The 21562-nt window shown below is 70.5% G+C and carries 17 protein-coding genes, 1 tRNA gene and 1 pseudogene; 9 read left to right on the top strand and 10 right to left on the bottom strand.

Annotation, left to right across the window (positions count from 1 at the left end; genetic code table 11):
* Positions 1–54: 54 nt before the first annotated feature.
* The 5 genes from G569_RS0106925 to G569_RS0106945 form a co-directional block, all read right to left on the bottom strand.
* Positions 55–714, bottom strand: coding sequence for a response regulator (locus G569_RS0106925; protein WP_028062877.1), 660 nt, complete (start codon positions 712–714; stop codon positions 55–57).
* The gene (locus G569_RS0106930; protein WP_037494876.1) at positions 711–1676 is read right to left on the bottom strand and encodes a HAMP domain-containing sensor histidine kinase; all 966 of its coding nucleotides are present in this window, start codon (positions 1674–1676) and stop codon (positions 711–713) included. The genes G569_RS0106925 and G569_RS0106930 overlap by 4 nt, the downstream gene beginning before the upstream one ends.
* A 381-nt stretch (positions 1677–2057) precedes the next feature.
* Positions 2058–2657, bottom strand: coding sequence for a hypothetical protein (locus G569_RS0106935; RefSeq protein ID WP_028062879.1), 600 nt, complete (start codon positions 2655–2657; stop codon positions 2058–2060).
* A 192-nt stretch (positions 2658–2849) separates the two neighbouring features.
* Positions 2850–3884: an Rv3626c family coenzyme F420 biosynthesis-associated protein gene (locus tag G569_RS46220; RefSeq protein WP_053225975.1), complete on the bottom strand. Its 1035-nt coding sequence runs from the start codon at positions 3882–3884 to the stop codon at positions 2850–2852.
* Between the two features lie 20 nt (positions 3885–3904).
* On the bottom strand, positions 3905–4750 hold the full coding sequence (locus G569_RS0106945) for an inositol monophosphatase family protein (RefSeq protein ID WP_084284380.1): 846 nt from the start codon (positions 4748–4750) through the stop codon (positions 3905–3907).
* An 18-nt stretch (positions 4751–4768) separates the two neighbouring features.
* On the opposite strand from G569_RS0106945, the gene G569_RS0106950 reads away from it, so the two are divergent.
* Positions 4769–7894, top strand: a complete 3126-nt coding sequence (locus G569_RS0106950; protein WP_169542085.1) for an ATP-dependent helicase — start codon at positions 4769–4771, stop codon at positions 7892–7894.
* A 2-nt stretch (positions 7895–7896) separates the two neighbouring features.
* On the opposite strand, the gene G569_RS0106955 is transcribed toward G569_RS0106950, so the two are convergent.
* A complete protein-coding gene (locus G569_RS0106955; protein WP_053225976.1) occupies positions 7897–8766 on the bottom strand; it encodes a PAC2 family protein in 870 nt (289 codons plus the stop codon).
* A gap of 45 nt (positions 8767–8811) precedes the next feature.
* Here G569_RS0106955 and G569_RS0106960 point away from each other — a divergent pair, with 45 nt between their 5' ends.
* Genes G569_RS0106960 through G569_RS46230 form a run of 4 tightly spaced genes read left to right on the top strand, consistent with a single transcriptional unit; the run spans position 8812 to position 14132 of the window.
* Complete coding sequence (locus G569_RS0106960) at positions 8812–9672, top strand: 3'-5' exoribonuclease YhaM family protein (RefSeq protein WP_028062883.1); 861 nt, start codon at positions 8812–8814, stop codon at positions 9670–9672.
* 6 nt (positions 9673–9678) lie between these two features.
* Positions 9679–10614: an NAD-dependent epimerase/dehydratase family protein gene (locus G569_RS46225; RefSeq protein WP_037494879.1), complete on the top strand. Its 936-nt coding sequence runs from the start codon at positions 9679–9681 to the stop codon at positions 10612–10614.
* 51 nt (positions 10615–10665) lie between these two features.
* Positions 10666–11757 carry an imelysin family protein gene (locus G569_RS0106970; protein ID WP_028062884.1) on the top strand — a complete coding sequence of 364 codons (1092 nt, stop codon included), beginning with the start codon at positions 10666–10668 and terminating at the stop codon, positions 11755–11757.
* Positions 11757–14132 (top strand): FTR1 family iron permease, encoded by a 2376-nt coding sequence (locus G569_RS46230; RefSeq protein WP_053225977.1) that lies wholly within the window; start codon positions 11757–11759, stop codon positions 14130–14132. Before G569_RS0106970 ends, G569_RS46230 begins: the two co-directional genes overlap by 1 nt.
* Positions 14133–14135: 3 nt before the next feature.
* Here G569_RS46230 and G569_RS46235 read toward each other — a convergent pair whose 3' ends face one another.
* Both G569_RS46235 and G569_RS46240 read right to left on the bottom strand, forming a co-directional pair.
* Positions 14136–16577 (bottom strand): laminin G domain-containing metallophosphoesterase family protein, encoded by a 2442-nt coding sequence (locus G569_RS46235; protein ID WP_053225978.1) that lies wholly within the window; start codon positions 16575–16577, stop codon positions 14136–14138.
* A gap of 72 nt (positions 16578–16649) precedes the next feature.
* Positions 16650–17501: a hypothetical protein gene (locus tag G569_RS46240; protein ID WP_053225979.1), complete on the bottom strand. Its 852-nt coding sequence runs from the start codon at positions 17499–17501 to the stop codon at positions 16650–16652.
* 73 nt (positions 17502–17574) lie between these two features.
* Here G569_RS46240 and G569_RS62275 point away from each other — a divergent pair.
* Positions 17575–17667: transfer RNA gene (locus G569_RS62275), tRNA-Sec, on the top strand.
* 104 nt (positions 17668–17771) lie between these two features.
* On the opposite strand, the gene G569_RS57430 is transcribed toward G569_RS62275, so the two are convergent.
* Both G569_RS57430 and G569_RS0106995 read right to left on the bottom strand, forming a co-directional pair.
* Positions 17772–18719 carry a tyrosine-type recombinase/integrase gene (locus G569_RS57430; RefSeq protein ID WP_169542086.1) on the bottom strand — a complete coding sequence of 316 codons (948 nt, stop codon included), beginning with the start codon at positions 18717–18719 and terminating at the stop codon, positions 17772–17774.
* A gap of 668 nt (positions 18720–19387) precedes the next feature.
* Entirely contained in the window at positions 19388–19684 is a 297-nt protein-coding gene (locus G569_RS0106995; protein ID WP_157591857.1) for a hypothetical protein, read from the bottom strand.
* Between G569_RS0106995 and G569_RS62280 the strand changes: the two genes are divergently transcribed.
* The 3 genes and pseudogenes from G569_RS62280 to G569_RS0107010 form a co-directional block, all read left to right on the top strand.
* Positions 19683–19931, top strand: a complete 249-nt coding sequence (locus G569_RS62280; RefSeq protein ID WP_157591858.1) for a hypothetical protein — start codon at positions 19683–19685, stop codon at positions 19929–19931. The two genes, G569_RS0106995 and G569_RS62280, sit on opposite strands and share 2 nt — an antisense overlap.
* A gap of 78 nt (positions 19932–20009) precedes the next feature.
* Entirely contained in the window at positions 20010–20996 is a 987-nt protein-coding gene (locus G569_RS0107005) for an alkaline phosphatase family protein (RefSeq protein ID WP_028062887.1), read from the top strand.
* A 3-nt stretch (positions 20997–20999) separates the two neighbouring features.
* A pseudogene (locus tag G569_RS0107010) lies at positions 21000–21562 on the top strand (hypothetical protein); the annotation flags it as partial.

Genomic DNA, 21562 nt, shown 5'->3' on the forward strand with positions numbered 1-21562 from the left:
GGACCGGCGTCCGGTCCATCCGGGGGATCCCCCAATGTCGGGTGGAGACTCCCCCTACGGCTCGACGAGGCCGCGCCGGATGGCGTAGCGGACGAGCTCCACGCGGTCGCGCATGCCGAGCTTGGCGAGGATGTTCGTGCGGTGGCGCTCGACCGTCTTCTCGCTCAGCACGAGGTCGGCGGCGATCTCGCGCGTCGTGCGCGCCTCGGCGATCAGCTTGACGATCTCGACCTCGCGCGGGGTCAACGGGTCGTCCGAGGGCGTCTCGCCGCGGCGCGCGCGCTCGACGAAGTCCTTCATCAACGACCGCACGGCGCCCGGGTACAGGAACGGCTCTCCGCGCATCGTCGCCCGGCAGGCCTCGACGAGGTCGCGGTCGGCGACGCTCTTGAGCACGTAGCCGGACGCGCCCGCCCGCAGCGCCTCGAACAGGTACTGCTCGTTGTCGTGCATGCTCAGGATCAGCACGCGCAGGTCGTCGCGGCGGTTCGTGAGCTCGCGCGCGGCCTGCAGGCCGGTCATACGCGGCATCGAGATGTCGAGCACGGCCAGGTCGACCTCCGGGTTCATCCCGAGCTCGACCGCCTCGGCTCCGTCACCCGCCTCGGCGACCACGCGCAGGTCCGGCTCGCCCTCGAGCACGAGCCGCAGCCCGCGGCGGACGACCGCGTGATCGTCGGCGAGCAGGATGCGGGTGTGCAGTGATTGCGTCATGCGGGAAGGTCGAGGGTGACACGGGCGCCGCCCATCGGACTCGGCCCGAGCTTCAACGAGGCGCCGATCAGCACCGCCCGCTCGCGCATGCCGCGCACGCCGCCACCCTCGGTGCCGTGGCGCGGGAAGCCGTGGCCGTCGTCGTCGACCTCCAGGCGCGGCTTGCCGCCGGAGAGCGCGAGGTTGACCGTCGCCCGCTTGGCCCCCGAGTGACGCGCGACGTTGGTCAACGCCTCCTGGGCGACGCGGTAGAGGACGAGCTCGGCGTCGCCGCTGAACTCCGGCAGGCCGGGCTGGACGTGCACGTCGACCTCGAGCTCGGAGTGCTCGGCGACGCGCTCGCCGAGCACGAGCAACGCGCTCGCGAGGCCGAGGTCGTCGAGCGCCTCCGGGCGCAGCATCCGGGCGATCCGGCGGATCTCCTCGAGGCTGTCGCGCGCGGTCTCCTGCGCCTCGAGCACCCGCTCGCGGTCAGGCTCGGGCATGTCGCGCGCGGCGCGGCCGAGCTGCAGGACGACCCCGGTCAGCGACTGCCCGACGCCGTCGTGGAGCTCCTGCGCCACCCGCAGCCGCTCGCCCTCCTGCGCGGCGAGCGCGCGGGCGACGCTGTCGCGCCGCTCCGCTTCGAGCCGTTCGAGCATCTCGTTGAACGCCGCGGCCAGCTCGGCGGCGTCCGAGTCGCCGCCACCGACATCGAGCCGATTGCCGGGCTCGAGCGGGTCGATGTGGCGGGCGAAGGCGGTCAGCTGGCGTAACGGCGCCAGCGCGCGCCGGATCAGCAGCAGGTTGATCGCGAGCATCAGCGCCAGGCCGCCGGCGAAGATCGACAGCTCGCGCACGGCGACGTCCTCCGCCTTGGGGGAGAACACGAGCGCCGTGATCGTGCACGCCGCGGCCAGCACGGCCGCGTTGCCGATGGCGAGGCGCCAGAAGAGCGCTGGACCGCGAGAGGGTGCGAACACGGACCTCAGTCTGACTGTTGGATTCGGGCGCCACCGGCACGCCAACCGAAGCGTGCTCGAGGGGGTCTGGCCGCGAGCACGCCGCCAGTGAGACGGTCGGCAATGCCGGTGGGCCCTACGTCCATGTCGCACCAGGAAGGATGGCGGTCGCGGGCGGTCCTGCCCATAGGGGGAAACCCGTAAATGAGAGTGGGGGGAGTCCCCTTCGGCCTCGTTAAAGACCGACGCCGCACCCCGAGGGGCACGGCGACGGTTGAGGGAGGAGAGGGTGCTGCACCCGCTCGGCGAGATATGAGGCCAAACGGGTCCTACCGGCGGGATATGAGGCCGGGAGGCTTACCCGACGCCGCTCTCCAAGGCGGCGTGCGGGGGAAATCGGTCCTAAACCAGCGCGGTGATCCGCTCCTTGGCGACGTTGCCGACCGTGCGCGTCGTCGAGATGACGCGGCCGGTGACGGCGTCGACGCCGCGCGTGGCGTCCTTCTCCACGGCGTTGCGGTTGCGGCGCACGACGCGCTCGAGGCGCGTGCGGGCCTTCTTGACGTCGCGCTCGAGCTGGTTGCGCGAGGTGGTGCCGCGGCGCTCGTAGCGGGCCTGGAGCTTCTCCAGCTCGCGGACGGCCTTCTTGCGGGTGCCGAAGGTGTCGGCGACCGTGCCGGCGGCGCCGACGACGCGGTCACGCGCCTCGAGCGTCGCGCCCACGTAGGTCAGCGCGGCGCGCTCGACGAGCGACTTGCCCTGCTCCGCCGTGGTGCGGGCGGCGCGGACGTTGGCCTTCGCGGCGTCACGCGTCTCGTTGCGGGCGACGGTCCGGGCACGACGCCCGGTCGCCTTCGAGGGCGCCTTGGCGGTCGTCGTGCGACGCGCGGCCGGCTTGCGCTTACGAGCGGCCGGCTTCTTGGCCGTCGCCGTCGCGGCAGGCTTGCTCGCAGGAGTCGCGTTCGTGGTCGTGGTGGTCGTGGTGGTATCGGAATCGGCCATGTGGCTCTTTTCCCCCTGCCCTGTGGGTTACGAAACTTTGTTCGCCTACAAGAGGCGAACACTTGTACGTAAACCGATGCACTGGACGGGTTACATCAGCTTGTGACAACTTTGTATCACAGGCGGGAGCCGAGCGCGTAAACGGGCCGTAAAACGGCTTCTGACTTTGTGCTGATCAGAACGCAGGTTCGGTCAGACAGATGGCCGCAGCACCAGTGGCTCGGTGCGCGTCAGCCACCCCGCGGGGTCGCTCAGCTCAGCCACGGTGGGCATGGCCTCAGGCCCGATCCAGACCCGATTCAGGCCGCCAATACCGGCTCGCGCGACGACCCCGTCGCAGAACGCCTTGCCCTGCTCGTACTGGCGCAGCTTGAGGTCCATCCCGAGCAGCTTGTCGAGCAGCTTCAAGAAGCCGGAGCGGTCGCGGCGGCGCTTGCCGAGCGCGGACCGCAGCCCGGGCAGGTCGTCGAGGACGTCGGCGCCGACGGCATCCATCACGTGCTCGGCGTAGCCCTCCAGCACGGCCATGAACGCCTGCACGCGGTCGAGCACGTCGCGGCGGTCGGCGCCGATCATCAGCGTCGCCAGGCCGTCCTCGCGAGCCCGTTCGACGAGCTTGCGGAGATCTGTGACATCGGGCACACGGAACAGGCTGCGCGCGTTGAACTCGACCGCGCCGAGCAGCTCGCCCAGCATCTCCTTCAGGTGCGGGCGCAGCCACGGCACGCCGCCGAACTGCAACGCGTGCGTCATCTCGTGCAGCGCGACCCAGCGCAGGAGCTGGTCCGCGGGCGCGTCGAGCCCCTTCGCGGCGTGCGCGAGGTTGGGCGCGACGAACAGCAGCCGGGCCGGCTTCTCCGGCTCGAGCACGGGGAACTCGTACTGGCCGAGCACGCGGCCGGCGAGGAACCCGGAGACCGCGCCGGCCTCGATCGCCAGAAAGCCGCCGGCGATCGCGCCTAGGGCCCCGGAGTTGCCCGCGATCCGCTGCACGGCCGGCTCGAGCACCGCGGCGAGCGCGGCGAGGTTGGCCTCGATCCAGCCGGAGCGATCGACGGCCTCCGCGACGGGCACCGGCTTGGCCGGAACGAGCGCGGTGTATGCGGACACGAGCCGCTCAGCTTCTTCCGCCGGCCCCGCGAGTTCCTCGTACGGAGCGGGATCTCCGGCGGGCTGCAGGTTCGCGACGCCACGAGCGACGGTACCGGCCAGCTTCCAATCGATCACCTATCCCAGGATGGCAGGCGCTAACCCTGCGGCCACACGGGCACCTTCGCCACGTCTGCCAAGCCGGCCTGGGTGCGCGCGGCGATCACGGGCGAGTGGCCTTCGAGGTCCAGGGGCGCGCCCAGCGGGTCCGCGAAGGCGATGAAGGAGACCACCCCGCCCGCCTCGCGGACGATCAGCTGCGCCGCCGCGGCGTCGACGGCCCGGCACTTCTTCAGCGAGGCCATCGCGTCGAACCGAGCGGCGGCGACCTGGCACAGCGACACCGCGATCGCCCCGATCGCCCGGATCCGGTGCGTGGTCTCCTCGAGGGCGTCGACGGACTGGATGACCCAGCGCGGGTCGGCGGACTCGACGCCCACGACCTCGAGCTTGCCCAGCCGGTTGCGGCGCTCGACCAGCGTCGTGTCGAGCAGCACGCCGTCGAGTCGCGCACCGCCGCCGCGCCACGCGAGCCACTCCTCCTGCGGGCCGAAGTCCTGCACGAAGCCGAAGGTCACGTCCGCCATCGTCGGCCCGTCGGCGACGGCGACCGACAGCGCGTGGTGGGTGATCCCGCGCTTGGCGTTCAGGGAGCCGTCGATCGGGTCGATGATCACCCGCACGTCGTCGGAGCCGAAGTCGACGAGCCCGCGCTCCTCGCTGACGGCGCAGAAGCGCGCGCCCGCGTCATGCAGCGCGGCGAGCTCGCCGAAGACGATGTCCTCGGCCTCCTTGTCGATCTGGAGCGTGCGGTCGCCGCCCTCGCCGCGGGTGCCGGTCTCCACCACGCGCTCGGCGATCGTCGGGCGGGCGTCGAGCATCGCCGAGATCGCGGCCACCGACCGGCGGCACGCACCAAGCCAGTCGGGGGAATCGGCGGGCATCGGGCCTATCCTACGGCGGTGCCTGTGCTCACCTCCGCCCAGCGAGAGGCCGTCGAGCACGCCGGGGGCCCGCTGCTTGTACTCGGCGGTGCCGGAAGCGGGAAGACGACGGTCGTCGTCGAGCGTTTCGCGTGGCTCGCGGAGCGCTCCTCGCCCGAGGCCGTCCTGGGGTTGACGCTCGGCGACGGCGCGGCGGACCGCCTGCGCGAGCAGGTCGAGGACCGCATGGCGGTGCCCTACGAGGAGCTGTCGGTGACGACGTTCGGCGGCCTGTGCGCCCGGCTGCTGCGCGACGAGGCACTGGAAGCGGGGCTCGACCCCTTCGCCACGCCGGTCGCGGCGCCGGACCGGCTGGCGATGCTGCTCGAGCACATCGACGACCTGCCGCTCAAGCACCACGACCTGCGCGGGAACCCGAGCGCCACCTTGGGGGCGATCGTCCGCCGGGTCGACCGCTTGAAGGACGAGCTGATCAGCGCCGCCGACTACCGGGCGTGGGCGGGGTCGCTGGCCGACGACCCGCGGGGCGCGCGCGAGCGCGAGTTCGCCGAGCTGTTCGCGGCGCACGACACGCTGCTGGCCGAAGCGGGCGCGTTGGACATCGGGGACCTCGTGCTGTACGCGTTCCGGCTGCTGCGTGAGAAGCCGCACGTGCGCTCGCGCCTGTCCGCGCGCTACACGCACGTGTTGGTGGACGAGCTGCAGGACGCGAGCTTCGCGCAGGGTCTGCTGTTGCGGTTGCTCGTGGGCGAGCACGGCGGGATCTCCGCGTTCGCCGACGACGACCAGGCGATCCACCGCTTCCGCGGCGCCGCGACCAAGAACATCCGCGACTTCCGGGCGGAGTGGCCGCTGGCTACGGTCGTGCGGCTCGATGCGTCGCAGCGCTTCGGCGCGCGGCTGCTGGCCGCGGCGGACGCGGTGGTCGCGCCGATCGAGGACCGGCTGGAGAAGGCGCTGAGCGCGGCGCCGGGCGGCGAGGTCGCCTTCTGGCGCTGCGCGTCCGAGCGGGCGCAGGCACAGGCGGTGGCGGCCGAGGTCGAACGGCTGATCTCGCGCGGCGAGGCGGCGCCGGAGGACGTGTGCGTACTCGTCCGCTCGGTGCGGGCGGAGGGTCAGGCGGTGGCGGTGGCGTTCGAGGAGCGCGCCGTGCCGTACCACCTGAGCGGGGCGGCGGCGTTCTTCCAGCGGGCGGAGGTCCGTGACCTCCTGGCATGGCTGCGGCTGCTGGTGGACCCGGGCGACGCGGGCGCCGTGGTGCGTGCGCTGGCGCGGCCGCCGGTCGAGCTGCGGGCGATCGACCTCGCGCGGGTGACCCAGATCGCGCGGCGGCGCAAGCTCGACATGGTCGCGGCCTTGAGCGCTGCGCTGGAGTCGCCGCAGATCCCGCCCGAGGCGCGCGAGCGGATCGTCACGTTCCTGAAGCTCTACCGGAGCGCCGCGGGCGCGCTGGACTCGTCGCGACCGGACCTCTACGTGCACCGGTTGGTCGAGCGGCTCGGGCTGCGGCGGCAGTTGCTGTTCGCGGCCACGACCGAGGTGGTCGAGCGGTTGCGCAACCTGGCGCGGTTCGCCGAGCTGGCCGCGGCGTACGTGCGACGCGCGCCGCAGGCGACGGCGCGCGAGTTCGCCCGCTCGATCGCCGCCGTCGCCGACGCCGGCCTGCGCGAGGAGGAGGCCGCCGACGGCGAGCGGGCGCGGGGCGTGCGGGTGATGACGATGCACGACGCCAAGGGCCACGAGTTCGAGCATGTGTACGTGCTCGGCCTGATGAGCGCGCGCATGCCGGGCCCGCGCCGGCAGTCGATGGAGCCGATCCCGGACGCGCTGATCAAGGAGACCGTGCCGCCGCTGTCGCGGGGGGCGCACAACGCCGAGATGCGGCGACTGCTGCACGTGGCGATGACGAGAGCCCGCCGCCGGCTCGTCCTGGCCTATCCGGAGCGCACGGATCGCGGGGCGATCCAGCAGCCCTCGCCGTTCGCCGAGGAGGCGCGCGCGGCGGTCGCGGGCGAGTGGGAGGCGAAGGAGGAGGAGCTCTTCGGCCCCGCCGAGACGCTCCAGTCGACGTTCCGGCTGCTGCGCGACGAGCTGCTCACGACCGTCGCCCAGGTGGGCGGGCGGCTCGGGGAGCTGCGCTTCGACACCGACCTGGACGTGTCCCACGCCGTCGTCAGGTACCTGGAGCTGATCAAGCTCAGCGCGTTGCTCGAGCGCACGCGCACCGGCGGGATGTCGGTCGAGGAGGCGCTGCCGGAGATCAACACGCGGCTGCTGCAGTCCTCGACGAGCGAGCAGCGCGAGATCTTCGAGACCAGCGCGCTTGACGATTATCTGCTCGACGCCGAACGCGACGAACGTTTGCGCGCCCGCGCCGTCGCCGCACGAAACGAACCCTCGCTGGATCCCTTCCTGCCGAAACGCGGCGGCGGGCTGCTGCTGAGCGCGACCGACATCGAGACCTACCGGACGTGCCCGCTGAAGTACAAGTTCGCGCGGGTCTTCCGGATTCCCAGCGAGCCGACGATGAACCAGCGGTTCGGCATCCTCGTCCATCAGGTCCTGGAGCGCTACCACGGCGGCTCCGGCGAGCCGGGCCTGCCCGAGCTCTTGGGGTTGTTGGAGGCGGGCTGGCGCCGCGGCGGCTTCGGCGATTCCGAGGAGGAGCGCCAGTTCCGCGCCAAGGCCACCCAGGCACTGGTCCGCTACCACGACCGCTTCAAGGAGGAGGACGGGGAGCCCGTCTGGTTCGAGCGCGCCTTCCAGTTCCGCCTCGGCCCCCACCTGCTGCGCGGCCGCGTCGACCGCGTCGACCGGCTGCCCGACGGCGGCTACGAGCTGATCGACTACAAGACCGGCCGTCCCAAGACCGCCGCCCAACTGCGCGAGGACGTCCAGCTCTCTTTGTATGCCGTCGGCGCCCGCGAGTCCTGGGAGCTGGAAGCCGCCTCGCAGTCCTACTACTACGTCCTCGACGACGAGAAGGTCCCGGTCGAGCGGTCAGAAGAGGACCGCGACTGGATCACCGAGACCGTCTTCACCGTCGCCGACGGCATCCAAGCCCAGGGCTTCGAGCCGACCCCGTCCTGGTCGGCCTGCTCGATGTGCGACTACCGCATCGCCTGCCCCGCCGCGGAGCGGTAGGGCTACTCCTCGCCGCGCTGGCGCAGGAAGCGCTGGAACTCGCGGGCGAGCACGTCGCCGCTCGGCAGTGAGCCGGGGTCGGGGCGGCCTGACTCCTCGTCGGCGGCGCGTTCCAACCGCTCCACGAACGCCTGGACGTCCGGGTCGAGCTCGACCGCGCGGCTCACCTGCTGCTCGTAGTCGTTCGCCGCGTCCTCGAGGTCGGTGGCGTCGACGGTGACGCCGACCAGCGACTCCAGGCGCCGCAGCAAGGCCAGCGCGCCCTTCGGGTTCGGCGCGACCGCGACGTAGTGCGGCACCGCCGCCCACAACGACGCGGCGGGAAGGCCCGCGTCCTGGAAGCCCTGGTGGAGCACGCCCACGATGCCCGTCGGGCCCTCGTAGGTCGGCGGCTGCAACGCCAGGCGCTGGATCAGGCCCGGATCGGTCGCGTGGGCGCTCACAGAGACCGGGCGCGAGTGCGGGACGTCCGCGAGTAAGGCGCCCAGCAGCACGGCCATCTGCACACCGAGCGCCTCGGCCAGATCGACGACGGTCTTGGTGAAGGTGCGCCAGCGGAACGCGGGCTCGGGGCCGCTCAGCAGGATCAGGTCGCGCGGGGCGCGCGGAATCCTGACGGCGTGGATCTCGAACTCGGGCCAGTCGATGGTCCGCGTGATGCCGTCCTCCAGGCGCACCATCGGGCGCGTGGCCTGGAAATCGACGAACTCCTCCGGGTCGATCCGCGCGAACGACTCGGCGCCGAGGCTGCCGGCGATGAAGGTCAGGGCGGAGGTGGCGGATTCGCCCGCGTCGTTCCAGCCTTTGAACGCGCAGACCAGCGCCGGGGCCCGGAGCCCATCTGGACGACGCTCCCAACGCAACGGCTGCATTGATTCCACGGTACCGCGTCCGCTGCTTCGGCCACCATGGACGGGATGTCCTCAGCCGAGGTCACGATCGCCGGATTGCGCGCGGGGGACGCCGTCGACGCCGTCTTCGCCTGCTCGCGCAAGGACCGCCTCACCGCGCGGTCGGGGACCCCGTACCTGGCGCTCGAGCTGCGCGACCGGACGGGCGCGATCCAGGCGCGGGCGTTCAAGGACGCCGACGTGCTCTCGGGGCGCTTCGAGCGCGGCGACCTCGTCCGCGTCGCCGGGCGGGTGGAGCGCTTCCGCGACGAGCTGCAGCTCGATGTGCGCAACATCGCCAAAGCCGAGCAGGCGGACCCCGCGGCATTCCTGCCGGTCGCGTACCGCAACGTCGAGGAGCTCGAAGGCTTCCTGGAGCATCTGGCGCGCGAGGTCCACGACCCGGCGTATGCGCAGCTGCTGCAGAACCTGCTCAGCGACACGGCGCTGAGGGCGGCGTTGCGCCGCGCCCCCTGCACCCGCCAGGGCCACCACGCCTACCTCGGCGGCCTGCTCGAGCACACCGTCGCCGTCGGCACGCTCGCGCTCGAATGCGCCCAGCTGCATCCGCGTCTGAACCCGGACCTGCTCGTCACGGCGGCGCTCGTGCACGACATCGGCAAGACGCGCGAGTTCACGTACGGCGCCGAGATCGGCCTGACCGACGAAGGCCGGCTCCTCGGCCACATCGTGCTCGGCCAGCAGATCCTCGACCGCTACGACCTCCCGGACGACCGGCGGCTCGCGCTCGCGCACTGCGTTCTCACCCACCACGGCGCCCAGAACGCGCCCGGCGGGAGGTTCGGGAGCGCCGAAGCCCTCGCGCTGTACCGCTTGAACGCGCTCGACGCCTCGGTCAAGGGCGCGCTCGAGCACGGGCTACCATAGGCAACCATGCGGTTGCTCATTCTCGGCGGAACGGTCTTCCTCGGCCGCCACGTCGTCGACGCCGCGCTCGCGCGCGGCCACGACGTGACGATCTTCACGCGCGGCAAGCACGGCACCGGTCCCGACGGCGTCCAGCACATCGCGGGCGACCGCGCCGACGTGACACCGCTCGCGGGCGGCAGCTGGGACGCCGCGATCGACACCTCCGGCTACGACCCGGCGCACGTGGCCGCGTCGAGCGCCCTGGACGTCGGCCACTACGTCTTCGTCTCCAGCTGCAACGCCTACCCCGACTGGCCTGACAAGCCCGTCGACGAGGACTCCCCCACCTGGCAGGACGGCGAGGGCTACGGCCCGGACAAGGCGGCGGCCGAGCGCCACGTGCTCGCACGCGACGGCGCGGTGGTCCGCGCCGGGCTGATCGTCGGCCCGCACGACAACGTCTTCCGCCTCCCCTGGTGGGTGAGGCGTATCCGCGAGGGTGGAGCGGTCCCCGCGCCCGGCCGCCCGGACCGCCCGCTGCAGATCATCGACGCGCGCGACCTCGCCGCCTTCCTCCTGCACCTCGCGGAGACGCACACCAGCGGCGCCTTCAACGGCACCGCCCCGATCGGCCAGACCACGATGGAGGAGCTGTTGCGCGCCGCCGGCGACGCCGAGCTGCGCTGGATCGACGACGACAAGCTCGAACAGGCCGGCGTCGAGCCGTGGATCGAGCTGCCGCTCTGGCTCCCGGAGCGCTACGAGGGAACGTGGGCGATCGACACCGCCAAGGCCCAGGCCGCCGGCCTGCGCACCCGCCCCGTCCAGGAGACCGTCGACGACATCGCAAGATGGCTGGAAAGCGGCGGTGAGGACGAGCTGGATGAGTGGCGTTCCGAGCATCGTCCAGGGAAGATGAGCCGCGAACGCGAGGAGGCGCTTTTCCGACTTCTGTGCTAGGAATTAGGCCCGCCTAACGAGTTTGGGCGCCCTAACCAACGCTCTGGAGTCATGCGCCGCTTCTTCACTCTGCTGGTCGTCGGCTGCCTCGCCCTCGTGGGCTGCGGCGGCTCGGACGACGACAAGAACGAGACCACGCCCAAGGCGACGCCGGCCGCTCAAGCGGACGTCGATCTCACCCCGATCAAGGACTACCTGCTCGAGCACACCGACCGGCTCGTGACGTCCACGGAGCTGCTCCAGCGCGACGCGCAGGAGTACTACAACCTCGCCGAGGCGGCGGACTTCGACTACGCGAAGATGCTCGAGGACAACCGCGAGGAAGTCCAGACGGCGATCAAGGAGCTTCAGGGCGCCCACATCCAGGCCAACCCGGCCTACGAGGAGATGGAGGGCGTCGTCGCCGGCGTCCCGTCGCTCGCGGACTACGACGTGATCATCGACGCCGGCGCCGACGGCTCGGACCCCGAGAACGCCGTGCCGTTCAGCCTGACCACGAAGGCCGGCAAGGAGTTCAAGCAGCCGGGCAACTTCTTCGCCCTGATCGAGACCTCGGTCTTCGGCACCGAGCCGAAGTTCCAGGCCAAGGGCGTGACGGCAGACCTCGACGGCAACGGCAAGGTCGAGTTCCCCGAGGCGCTCCCGGACGCCGACTTCCTGCTCGCCGCCGCGACCGACTTCGTCAAGTACGCGAAGGAGCTCGACACCAAGGCCAAGGAGTGGCAGCCGACGCTCGAGGACGCCTACACGGCCGTGGTCGTGATGACGCCGACCATGTCCGAGTACTTCTCCGCCTGGAAGAACTCGCGCTTCATCGCCGGCGGCAAGGCCGAGGAGAAGGGCTTCGTCGCCACCTCGCGCCTGCAGGACATCCGCGACATCCTCGGCGGCATCGTCCTGATCTACGACTCGATCCAGCCGAGCGTCGAGAAGGTCAACTCCGACCAGGCGCTGCAGACCAAGACCGACCTCGAGAAGCTGCACCAGTTCGCGGGCCGGCTGCTGACCGAGGAGGAGGGCGGGAAGAAGTTCACCGCCTCCGACGCCGACACGCTCGGCACCGAGGCCCAGCGCAACGCCGAGGCGATCGCCGGCCAGGTCTCGCAGGCGGCGGGCCAGCTCGGACTCAAGCTGGAGGACTGATGCTCGGCCGCGTCGTCACGCTTGCGGCCGCCGCTGCCTTCCTTCTTCCCGGCGCGACGGCGCACGCCGCCGACGCGCCGTGGAAGGACGCGGGCCGCGTCACCGACGGGCTGTTCGACGCCCAGACCGAGCTCGTGCTCGACGCGCAGGACGCTGCGGCGAAGGACGTCGACCGCGCGCGCAAGGCCTACAGCGGCGACCTGCGCGAGACGCTCCGCGCCGCCGACCCGGACGCCGACAAGGCGGTCGCGGCCGGCCTCGAAGCCGCCGAGCGGGCGGTCTCCGACGACGACCAGACCGCGCTCGCCGGCGCCCGCGGCGCCACCCGCGCCGGCCTGTTCCGCGGCGCCTACGCGGTCATCACCGAGGCGACCGCGCGCGGCGACGCGGCCACCGCGAAGCGCTGGATCCTGCTGCGCGAGTACCGCACCGCCACCCGTTTCACGCGCCCGGGCGCGCACGCGACGCTCGCGCTCGACCAGCTGCAGCGCGGCAAGCTCTCGCCGAAGGCCGCCGAGCAGGCGGTCGAGAAGGACCTGCTGGACGCCTACCAGGCGCGACTGCGCGAGCTGCTGCGCGACGCCCGCGACGGCATCAAGAACGACTTCCCGGCTCGCCAGTCCGAGGCCGCCGCCCAGGCCGCGGGCTACTTCGCGATCCTCGCGCCCCGCTACGCCGAGGACCGCGGCGCCGCCGCCGAGCAGCGGGCCAGCGCCGCCTTCGACGCGCTCCCGGAGGCGGCCGACCTCGCGCCCGCGCTCGACGCGGCCGACAAGGCGCTCGAAGGCTTCACCGCCGCCCCGTTCACCCCCGAGGAAGCCGCGCGGCGCGCCCAGCAGCTGCTGCAGTTCCTCTCGCTGGTGCCGGTCGAGTACGGCCGCGGCGTCAAGGGCACCAACGTCACCAAGGACTTCGAGATCACCGAGGCGGTCGCGTTCCGCACCGGTGCGGTGGGTGCGTTCGCCGACCTGCGCGACCAGCTCGCCAAGCGCGACGAGGCCCGCACCAAGGCCGCCAACGACGGGCTGACGGAGCTCGGGCGGCTCGTCGAGATCGCCAACAAGCAGAAGGCGGACGTCCCGAAGCCGGAGCAGGTCCAGGCGGTCACCGACAAGGTCGACGCGCAGCTGCGCGCGGCGATGCCGAAGCCGTGGACCGAGAAGACCGACGAGTCCGACTACGACCTGATCGGGCTCACCCTCGACCGCATGGAGGCCGCCGCCGGCGCCGGGCAGTACCGCCAGGCCGAGCAGGCGCGGCTGGAGATGTACGCGTTCTTCGAGTTCGGGCCCGAACGGCGGCTGCGCTCGTTCGACCCGGGGCTGGCGCTCGACATCGAAGGCCTGATCTGGTTCGGCGCGCACGGTCAGGACGGCCTGGCGACGCAGATCGCCAAGCGGGCACCGCGCCGCGCGATCCGCGAGACCCGTCTGGCGCTCGACACCAAGCTCGCCGACGCCGCCGCCACCCTCGGCGACTCCGCCAACAAGGCCACGGTCGTCACCAACTCGGCGATCATCGTCTTCCGCGAGGGTCTCGAGGCCGTCCTGATCCTGGCCGCGATCACCGCCTCGATGGTCGGGTTGCGCCGCCGGCTGCGGCGCCCGGTCTTCGTCGGCGCGCTCGCCGGCCTGGGCGTCTCCCTGATCACCTGGGTGCTGGCGCAGACGATCCTGCGCTCGCTCGAGCGCTACGGCGAGAAGCTCGAGGCGGTGGTCGGCCTGATCGCGATCGCCGTGCTGCTGCTGATCACGAACTGGTTCTTCCACAAGGTCTACTGGTCGGAGTGGATCGGCAAGTTCCACCGTCAGCGCAAGCGCTACGAGAAGCTCGAGAAGACCGGGTTCATCTCCGCGCAGGCGATCGGCATGTTCGTGCTCGGCCTGACCAGCGTGTACCGCGAGGGCTTCGAGACCGTGCTCTTCCTGCAGTCGCTGCAGCTGAGCGCCGGCACCGCGGCCGTGGTCGAAGGTGCGAGCCTCGGCCTCGCGCTGACCCTCGGCGTCGGCGCGATCACGTTCTACTTCCAGCGCAAGCTGCCCTACAAGAAGATGCTGATCGTCACCGGCGTCTTCATCGGCTTCGTGCTCGTGGTGATGGTCGGCCAGACCGCCCGCACGATGCAGGGGACGGGCTGGCTCCCGATCACGCCGATCGACGTCTCGCTCCCGTACTGGCCGGGCCTGTGGCTCGGCATCTACCCGACCGTCGAGACCATCGGCGCGCAGGTCGCCGCCGCCGTGTTCGTGATCGGCTCCTACTTCCTCGCCCAGGAGATGAAGGTCAAGGGCCCACGGCGTCGCCGTTCCAAGGCCTCCGGCGAGGGCGAGCCCGCGCCCGCGGCTGAGCAGCCGGAGCGCGAGCTCGTCCAGTAGCGGTTACGGCGTCGTCGTCGAGAGCGTGAAGGTCAACGTCCTCGCGTAGGCGCCGGTGCGCAGCGCGTCGGTCGCCTTGACGCGCTGCTTGAACGCGATCGTGACCGGGTCGTTGGCCGCGGGCGCGGTCCAGGTGGACCTGCTCAGCGTCACCTGGAGCGGCTCGGGCAGCTCGAACGCGCCGTTGGCCAGGTGGCCCGGGGCGCTGAAGGCGAGCGCCGCGTCACCGGCGGTGGAGACGACGTTCGCGGTCGCCTGCGCCGTGTACTCCTTGTCGACGCCAGGGGTGAAGGCGCCGAAGCTCGCGTTCCCGGAGAGGGTCAGCGCGAGCGTGGCGGGGACGGTGCCGCCGGTCGTGCCGGGCTCGGAGTCCGTCAGCGTCGGGTCGACCGCCTTGCCGTTGGCGCGCAGGTGCAGCGAGCCGTACTGGGTCTCCACGCGGGCGCCGTCGCCGATCGCGTGGTAGATGAGGTCGCTGATCGCGAAGCGGGCCTTGCCGCCCGAGACCGGCTGCTCGCCGAGGTCGAAGCGGTCGCCCGTGTGCGGCTCGACGAGCTGCGCCTTGACGGTGGGCGCGTCGACGGTGACGTCGACGTTGTGGTCGACCAGCTCGGCGCGGGTCGCGACCGGGGTCTGCGGCTTGCGCGCCGCGTTCATGAACTGGCTCGGCTGCAGCGCGTGGTCGACGATCCGGACGTCGCCCATCAGGCCGTTGAACGTCTGCTCGACGACGTTGGCGTAGTCGATCGCGCCGAGCAGCCACGGCTTGCCGGTGCTGCCGAGGCCGATCGCCGGCGAGAGCGGGTTGCGGCCCATCAGCGAGCCGTCGATGTAGAGGTCGCTGAAGCGGCCGTCGTTGACGACGGCGACGTGCGTCCAGCGGTCCGTGGCCATCAGGTGGCCCCAGGCGGTGGTGTTGTCGGGACGGTTGGTCGGCCAGACCGCCCACTGGAGCTCCGCGCCGCCGGACAGCGCGAGCTCGACGACGCCCTCGTCGGGGTCGCTCTGGGTGCGGCCGATGTCGCGGCCGGTTCCCTGCTGGCCGAGGATGCCCATCCAGGCGTTGCTGTTGCAGCAGCTCGCGGGGAGCTTGACGAAGGCCTCGATCGTGTAGCCGTCCATGAAGGTCTTCGTGTTGATGGGCGCGTTGGCGGCGGTCTGGAAGTACGTCCCGCGGCGCTGGCTCTTGTTGGCCGTGAACTTGAGGCTCTTCGCGCTCGGCTGGTCGTCGCCGTGGTCGTCGTCGACGGTCACCTGCGTCTGGTCGCCGGTCGAGCCCGTGAGGGTCGTGGGCGTCAGGTCGTTGCCGTTGCCGGAGAGGTCGTCGAGCTTGGTGACCGCGCCGGTGCCTTGCGGACGCCAGAGGGCGACGGTGCCCGGGACCTTCAGCGCGTCGGTGGCGACGTCGGCGGGCGCGGGCTTCGGATCCAGGCGCTGGGCGAGGGCCTTGAAGTCGACGGTCAGGGAGAAGCGGCTGGCCGCGTCGGTCCTTTCGAGCATCTGGCGCTCGTAGGCGTTGCGGTCGGCCTCCTTCTGGCCGATGACCCACGGCGAGAAGGTGCTGACGTCGATCGTGTTGCGGTCGATGTCGAAGGCGTAGGTGCGGATCATGCCCGCGCCGCCGTAGTACATGTCCTGGTAGTCCGCCAGGTTCAGGTAGACGTCGTGGCCGAAGTCGTTCTTGAGCGTGGTGCGGCCGACGGGCCAGTTGTGGCCGGAGAGGCTGAGGATGATCTGGTCGTTGCGCTTGATCAGGTTGGTCCAGAGCGTGTTGCCGTAGCTCGTGAGGGAGGCGGTGCCGGCGGCGTTGCTCGACAGCGTCTCGTGGGTGGTGACGATCGTCGGGACCGTCTTGTTGGCGTCGAGGATCGACTGCGCCCAGGCGAACCCGGCGGCGCTCGTGCGCCAATCGAGCGCGAGGACCAGCCACTGCCGGCCGGCGGCCGTGAACTTGTGCGCGCTGTTGTAGCCGTTGGCGGAGGCGCCGATGAACGTCGGGTCGTTCGCGTAGCGGTCCGGCCCGAAGGCCCGCGAGTACGGCGACGGCGGGCGGGTGTCGTCCTGGCCCGAGTTGATGTCGTGGTTGCCGGCGAGGACGCTGTAGGGCAGCTTCGCGCGGTCGAGGATCTTGAACGCTTGGTCCGCGCGGTCGACCTCGTTCTGCAGCCCGTCCTGGGTGACGTCGCCGAGGCCGGCCGCGAAGGCGATGTTCTCGCTTGAACGGTTGGCGACCATCCACTTCAGCGCGGCCGTGACCGGCTCCGAGTCGCCGCGGTCGTCGTCGAACAGGTACTGCGTGTCCGGGATCACCGCGACCGTGAAGCGGTTGCTCTGCGGATCGAAGGAAGAGCCTTGCGGGGCGCCGTTCTGCGCCCGCACGGCAACCGCGGCGAGGAGCGAGAGCACAAGGCCCATCGCCACCCCGGCGCGCACGAATCGGGTCATGCGTCGTCCTTTCGGTAGGGAGGGCGGCGACGCTATGACCGGCGTGGCGCCGGGATGTGAAGCGAGCGTGCTTTACGCGTGAATTCGGAGTGTCCGCTTCGCGGCGCGCCGCGTCTCACGGGTCGCGCGGCGCGGGCGCGGCAGCGAGGGCCGCGCGGCCTTTCGCTCCGGGACCGGGGTCGCGGCCTGCTCGCCCAGGCTCAGGCTGAGCCCGTGGCGGTTCGCGACCTCGAGGATCGTCAGCGCGTCGAGCGACCCGAGCCGCTCGAGCACCAGCTCGCCCTCGTGGAAGGAGATGATCGACGTGCTGCACGCGCGGTGGCGCGGATAGCGGCGCCGGTTCGCCCGCTCGTTCCGGTGCCCGATCAGCACCACGTCATCCCGGTGCCCGAACTCCTTCTGGATCTCCTTGATCTCGAAGTGCGCGGCCTCGATCTGCCCGGTGACGCTGCTCGACGTGTTCGCCGACGTGATGTAGAGGATGTCCTCGCCGATCAGGTCGAGGATGTCGCCCACCAGCGCGTTGCTCGGGCAGATGTCCCCGGGCGTGATCAGCTGCACCGTCCGGACGTCGGAGTCCAGCTGCGTCAGGTGGTCCGGGATGTGAGCCGCCGCCGGCCCGCGGAACCCGATCGGCCCGAGCGCGTTCAGATCGCTCATCACCGCCACCAGCGAGCTCCACGGCACGTGCACCTGGTCCCAGTCGAAGACCTTGGCCGACCGCTCCGGCGTCGTCGTGACGCTGCCCACCTGATGCAACGGCCGCCCCTTGAGCCGGTTCATCGCCTCCAAGCTCTGGAGATCCGGCCTCGCCGCCAACGCACAGAAGTTCCCGAAGGCGTAGAAGAGCGCGGCACCCTCGGCGGCGGCCTCGGCGGCCCCCCGTCGCTGGGCCAGGTCGGCGATGTCGCGGATGGGCTCCATGCCGCGGCACTCTTCCTCAGGGTCCTTGGCGCGACCTTGTCCCGTTCTTGGGTCCGTATCGTGGCCGTCGCATGGAGCGGCCGGGGCTGGTGCCCCAGCCGGTCTTCAAAACCGGTGAGCCGGCGTAGCCCGCCGGTGGGTAGGTTCGATTCCTGCGCCGCTCCGCTTCGCGAGAACCAAGGCCCCACCAGGGCTTTTCAGAGGGTTAGAGGGATGTTCGATCATCGTGCGTGATACCGCTCGGCGCCGTTCAAGACCGCTCCGCGAGGGTCAAGACTTCCCCACAGTTTCCCCGCGATCGGGGTCCGCTGGAGAAGCCGGGTTGCCCTGCATGCGTTCAAGGTACTGATCGAGGAGGACGCCAGCCGCTTGCTCAGAGCCGGGGAACAGATGGCCATAGCGGTCGAGCGTGATGCTGACCGAGGCGTGGCCCATGAACACCTGGAGAGCCTTGGCATTGACGCCGGCAGCGATCATCAGGCTCGCGAACGTGTGCCGGCATTCGTGGAGCGTGATCCGGCTCAGCGCCGCCCGCTCCCATGCCTTGGTGGCGCGTTCGGCGACGGCGCCTGGCTCGAACGGCCGCCCGGGAGCGATGCCGAACGCGAACGCAGAACCATCTCCGTGGGCTTCGACCAGGTGGCCGCGGAGAGCCGCGGCGATCGGGACTTTCCGGACTCCGGCACGCGACTTCGGGTCGAGCTCTCCCTCGACGGCGTCCCAGCCGCGCCGGACGTGGATGACACCTTTGTCGAGATCGACGTCGGACCAGCGAAGAGCGCGCAGCTCCCCCCGCCGAAGCCCGGCGTACATCGCCGTCGCCCACAACGCGCGGTCAACGTCCAGGGCGGCGATCAGTGCGGCCGCCTCGACCGGATCGGCGACACGGTCACGGGACGACCGGACGGCGCGCAGTTCAAGCCCCGTGGTCGGATTGGTTGTGATCTGGCCGCGTGCGAGTGCGCGCCGGCAGATCGCGTGCAGCGGAAGCAGGGCGTTGCGGACCGTCGAGGCGCTGAGGCCCGACTCGTCCAGGTCGTCTACGACCGCTTGGACGTCCTGGCGCGTGATCTCGCTTACCTTCGCTCCGCCGAGGTCGGGGTAGATGCGATCACGCAGCGCCTGCTCGTAGCCGCGCAATACCGAGGGCTTGTACAGGTCGCCCGAGCGATTACGGACGGTCCCAGCCTTCGCGTCGCGGATCCATCGGTCTCCCACCTCCCGGACTGTCGTCGGTCTCGGCACCCGGAGGACCCCCCGCCGTAGATCCGTCCTGGCGTCGTCGCGCCACGTCCTGGCCGCCCGCGGCGAAGTGAATGTCCGCTGGATCTTGCGCTTGTCACGCGCGCTCCACACCGATGCGCGGTACGAGGGGGTGCAGTCACACGGTCCGCCGTGCTGCACGTTGCAGCGCCGGGCGTGTCGGACTTCGATGCCCGTCATGTCCGGCAGCGTTGTGCCCGTCATCGACCGAGAGTCCGCTCGGCGCTCTTGTCGAGCCAATTTGTGAGCTCGGCCACCGGGATCAGGCGGCGGCGGCCGCGACGCACGATGCGCAGCTCGTGCATCACGTGCTCCTCGAAGAAGTCAACGCTGACGCCGAGTGCGTAAGCCGCCTCGGCTTTGGTAAGCGCGTCCGCGTCCGCGGCTGCTGCGGGTGAGCGGTGGGTTCCATACTGCCTAAGCCCGCTGAAGAGCGCCTAGGGACAAACGAATGTGCGGCCCCGCCCCCGTGCGTCGCGCGCAGCGTCAGCGTCGGCAGAGCGCACGCTGATCACGCACGGCCAGATCGCAACCGTAAGCAAGATGCACGCTTTCGTCGAGAAACACCACTCTGCCGGTGTCGTCGTCGCTGCTCCCTTTGCCTCAACGCGGCAGCGAGCGGCCTAGCTGCTCGCCAACTGAAACTCGAACATCAGACCGTCCCGGCAGACCTCCGCAACGAAGGCCTGCGCCTCGTCCACCGAGCGATTCGCGTCCTCGATACTTGATAGATCGAGGATGGCCTCCATATCGGGACGACGGCCGTCGCCAACTAGGTCGAAGCCCTCGGTTCCCAGGATCTTGACGCGCTCGGTCCGGCATGCTTCGAGGAAGACCGAGGCCTCGCTGCACGCGATCAGCGTGGCGGTTGCTGTGAGGTGAAAGGGCACCCCTGCGGACTTAGCAATGTGGTGCGCCATGTCGAAGGGCTCGTCACGTGCCCGCATCACGCAAGGTTATCCGCGACTGCTGCTGTCGCCTGAAGGGCGCAGCGAGCTCGAGATGGTCGGCCGGCTCCCCGACGATCTCGAGATCGTCGACAAGCACCACTCTCGCTTTTGCCGCGAGGGAGCGGCGGGCGGGTGCGTGTCGACATCGCTCGAGCGCGTCGTTGTGTTCTCGATACGCGCGGGGCGCCAGCATTACGGTGGCGTGGAGCCGACTTGAGCGTCGGTTTCGCGCCCGAGGTCGGGGCGTCCTGACGCGTTCAGGAGCAGGTCAGGTTCGTGATCCTAGCCTCGTTGGATGCGCATCCGCAGTGTCCGGATCGTGGTCGCGCTGCTAGCCGTCGGTATCGCCTCAGCGCCGCCGGCTCACGCGGCGGGTGGTGACGGGGTTCCGCCGTTCGGGCACGTGTTCTTGATTGTGGGAGAGAACACGAGCTTCCGTCAGGTCTCGCAGCGCAACGCGCCGTTTCTGACGGGCACCATGATCCCCAATGGCGCGTGGCTGACGAACTACCACGGGCTGACCGATGGATCGCTAGGCGACTATGCGGCCATGGTCTCGGGCCAGTTCGTGAAGTGCGAGCGCAACAACGACTTCTCGTTCACCAACGGCGACGTGCCCGGCCAGGTTGCCTGTCATCAGAAGGTGGACAACCTGTTCCACCAACTCGACGAGCGCAGCATCCCCTGGCAGGAGTGGACCGAGTCGGCAGCCAACGCGTGTGACATGTTCGACCACGGCTCGACCTGGTCACGCAACCTGTTCGTGTCTCACCACAGCCCGGCTCTGTACTTCGACGACATTCAAGCCAATCACAGCTCCGAGGACGCGATTCCCTCGCCCGAATGCCGCGAGAAGGTACTCCCGACCGGGACCACAGGCCCGAACGATATGAGCGTGTTCGATGCCGCACTGCTCGCGGGCACGGTTGCGCGGTTGAACATGCTCATCCCCAACGACTGCGAGAACGGGCACGATCGGTGCGGCACGCACAACGCCGTCCATCAGTTCGACAACTTCTTGGCGCGCGAGGTCCCCAAGATCCAGTCATCGCCGGCGTTCGGTTCCGATGGCCTGATCGTCGTGGTCTGGGACGAGGGTTCCGACGCAGATCCGCTGCACGTCGGCGGCGCGCTGCTGGGGCCACAGGTCAAGCCGAGCCGCAACGCTGCGAAGTTCGACCACTACAGCCTGCTGCGCACCCTTGAAGACGGTTTCGGCGTAACCCACCATCTCGCGCACGCCGCCCGCGCACACGCCTTCACCGGAATCTGGCGGCGGTGAGCCATGCCGCATTGCCGTCATCGCCCGCTGTTCCTGTTGACCGCCGTGGTCGTCGTCGCCTCCTCGGGGCTGCGGGCCTCGCCCAGCTCGGCCGCGATTCCCCGCTTCGGTCACGCGTTTGTGATCGTCGGGGAGAACACGAGCTATGAGCAGATCCCGCCCGCGCACGCCCCGTTTCTCTCCGGCACCGTGAAGGCTCAAGGTGCGTGGCTCACGGACACGCACTCCTTCGTGAAGTCCAGCTCGCTGGGCCAGTACATCGCCATGCTCTCCGGGCAATACACCGCGTGCGAGGCCAACAACGACCTGCCCGACCACTGCCACCAGCACGTCGAGAACCTCTTCTCCCAGCTCACGGCGACCGGGCGCAGCTGGCGCGACTACGAACAGTCGATGCCGAACGCCTGCGACCCCGTGGACGGCGGAGCTGCGTGGGCGCGCGACATCTACTCCGCCCACCACAACCCAGCGCTGTACTTCACACAGATCCAGGGCGCCCGCGTCGACGAGGCGATCACGCCCTCCGCACCCTGCCGCAACTTCGACCTGCCGATGGGGACCACCGC

The organism is Solirubrobacter soli DSM 22325 (genome assembly GCF_000423665.1).
Taxonomy (GTDB): Bacteria; Actinomycetota; Thermoleophilia; order Solirubrobacterales; family Solirubrobacteraceae; genus Solirubrobacter; species Solirubrobacter soli.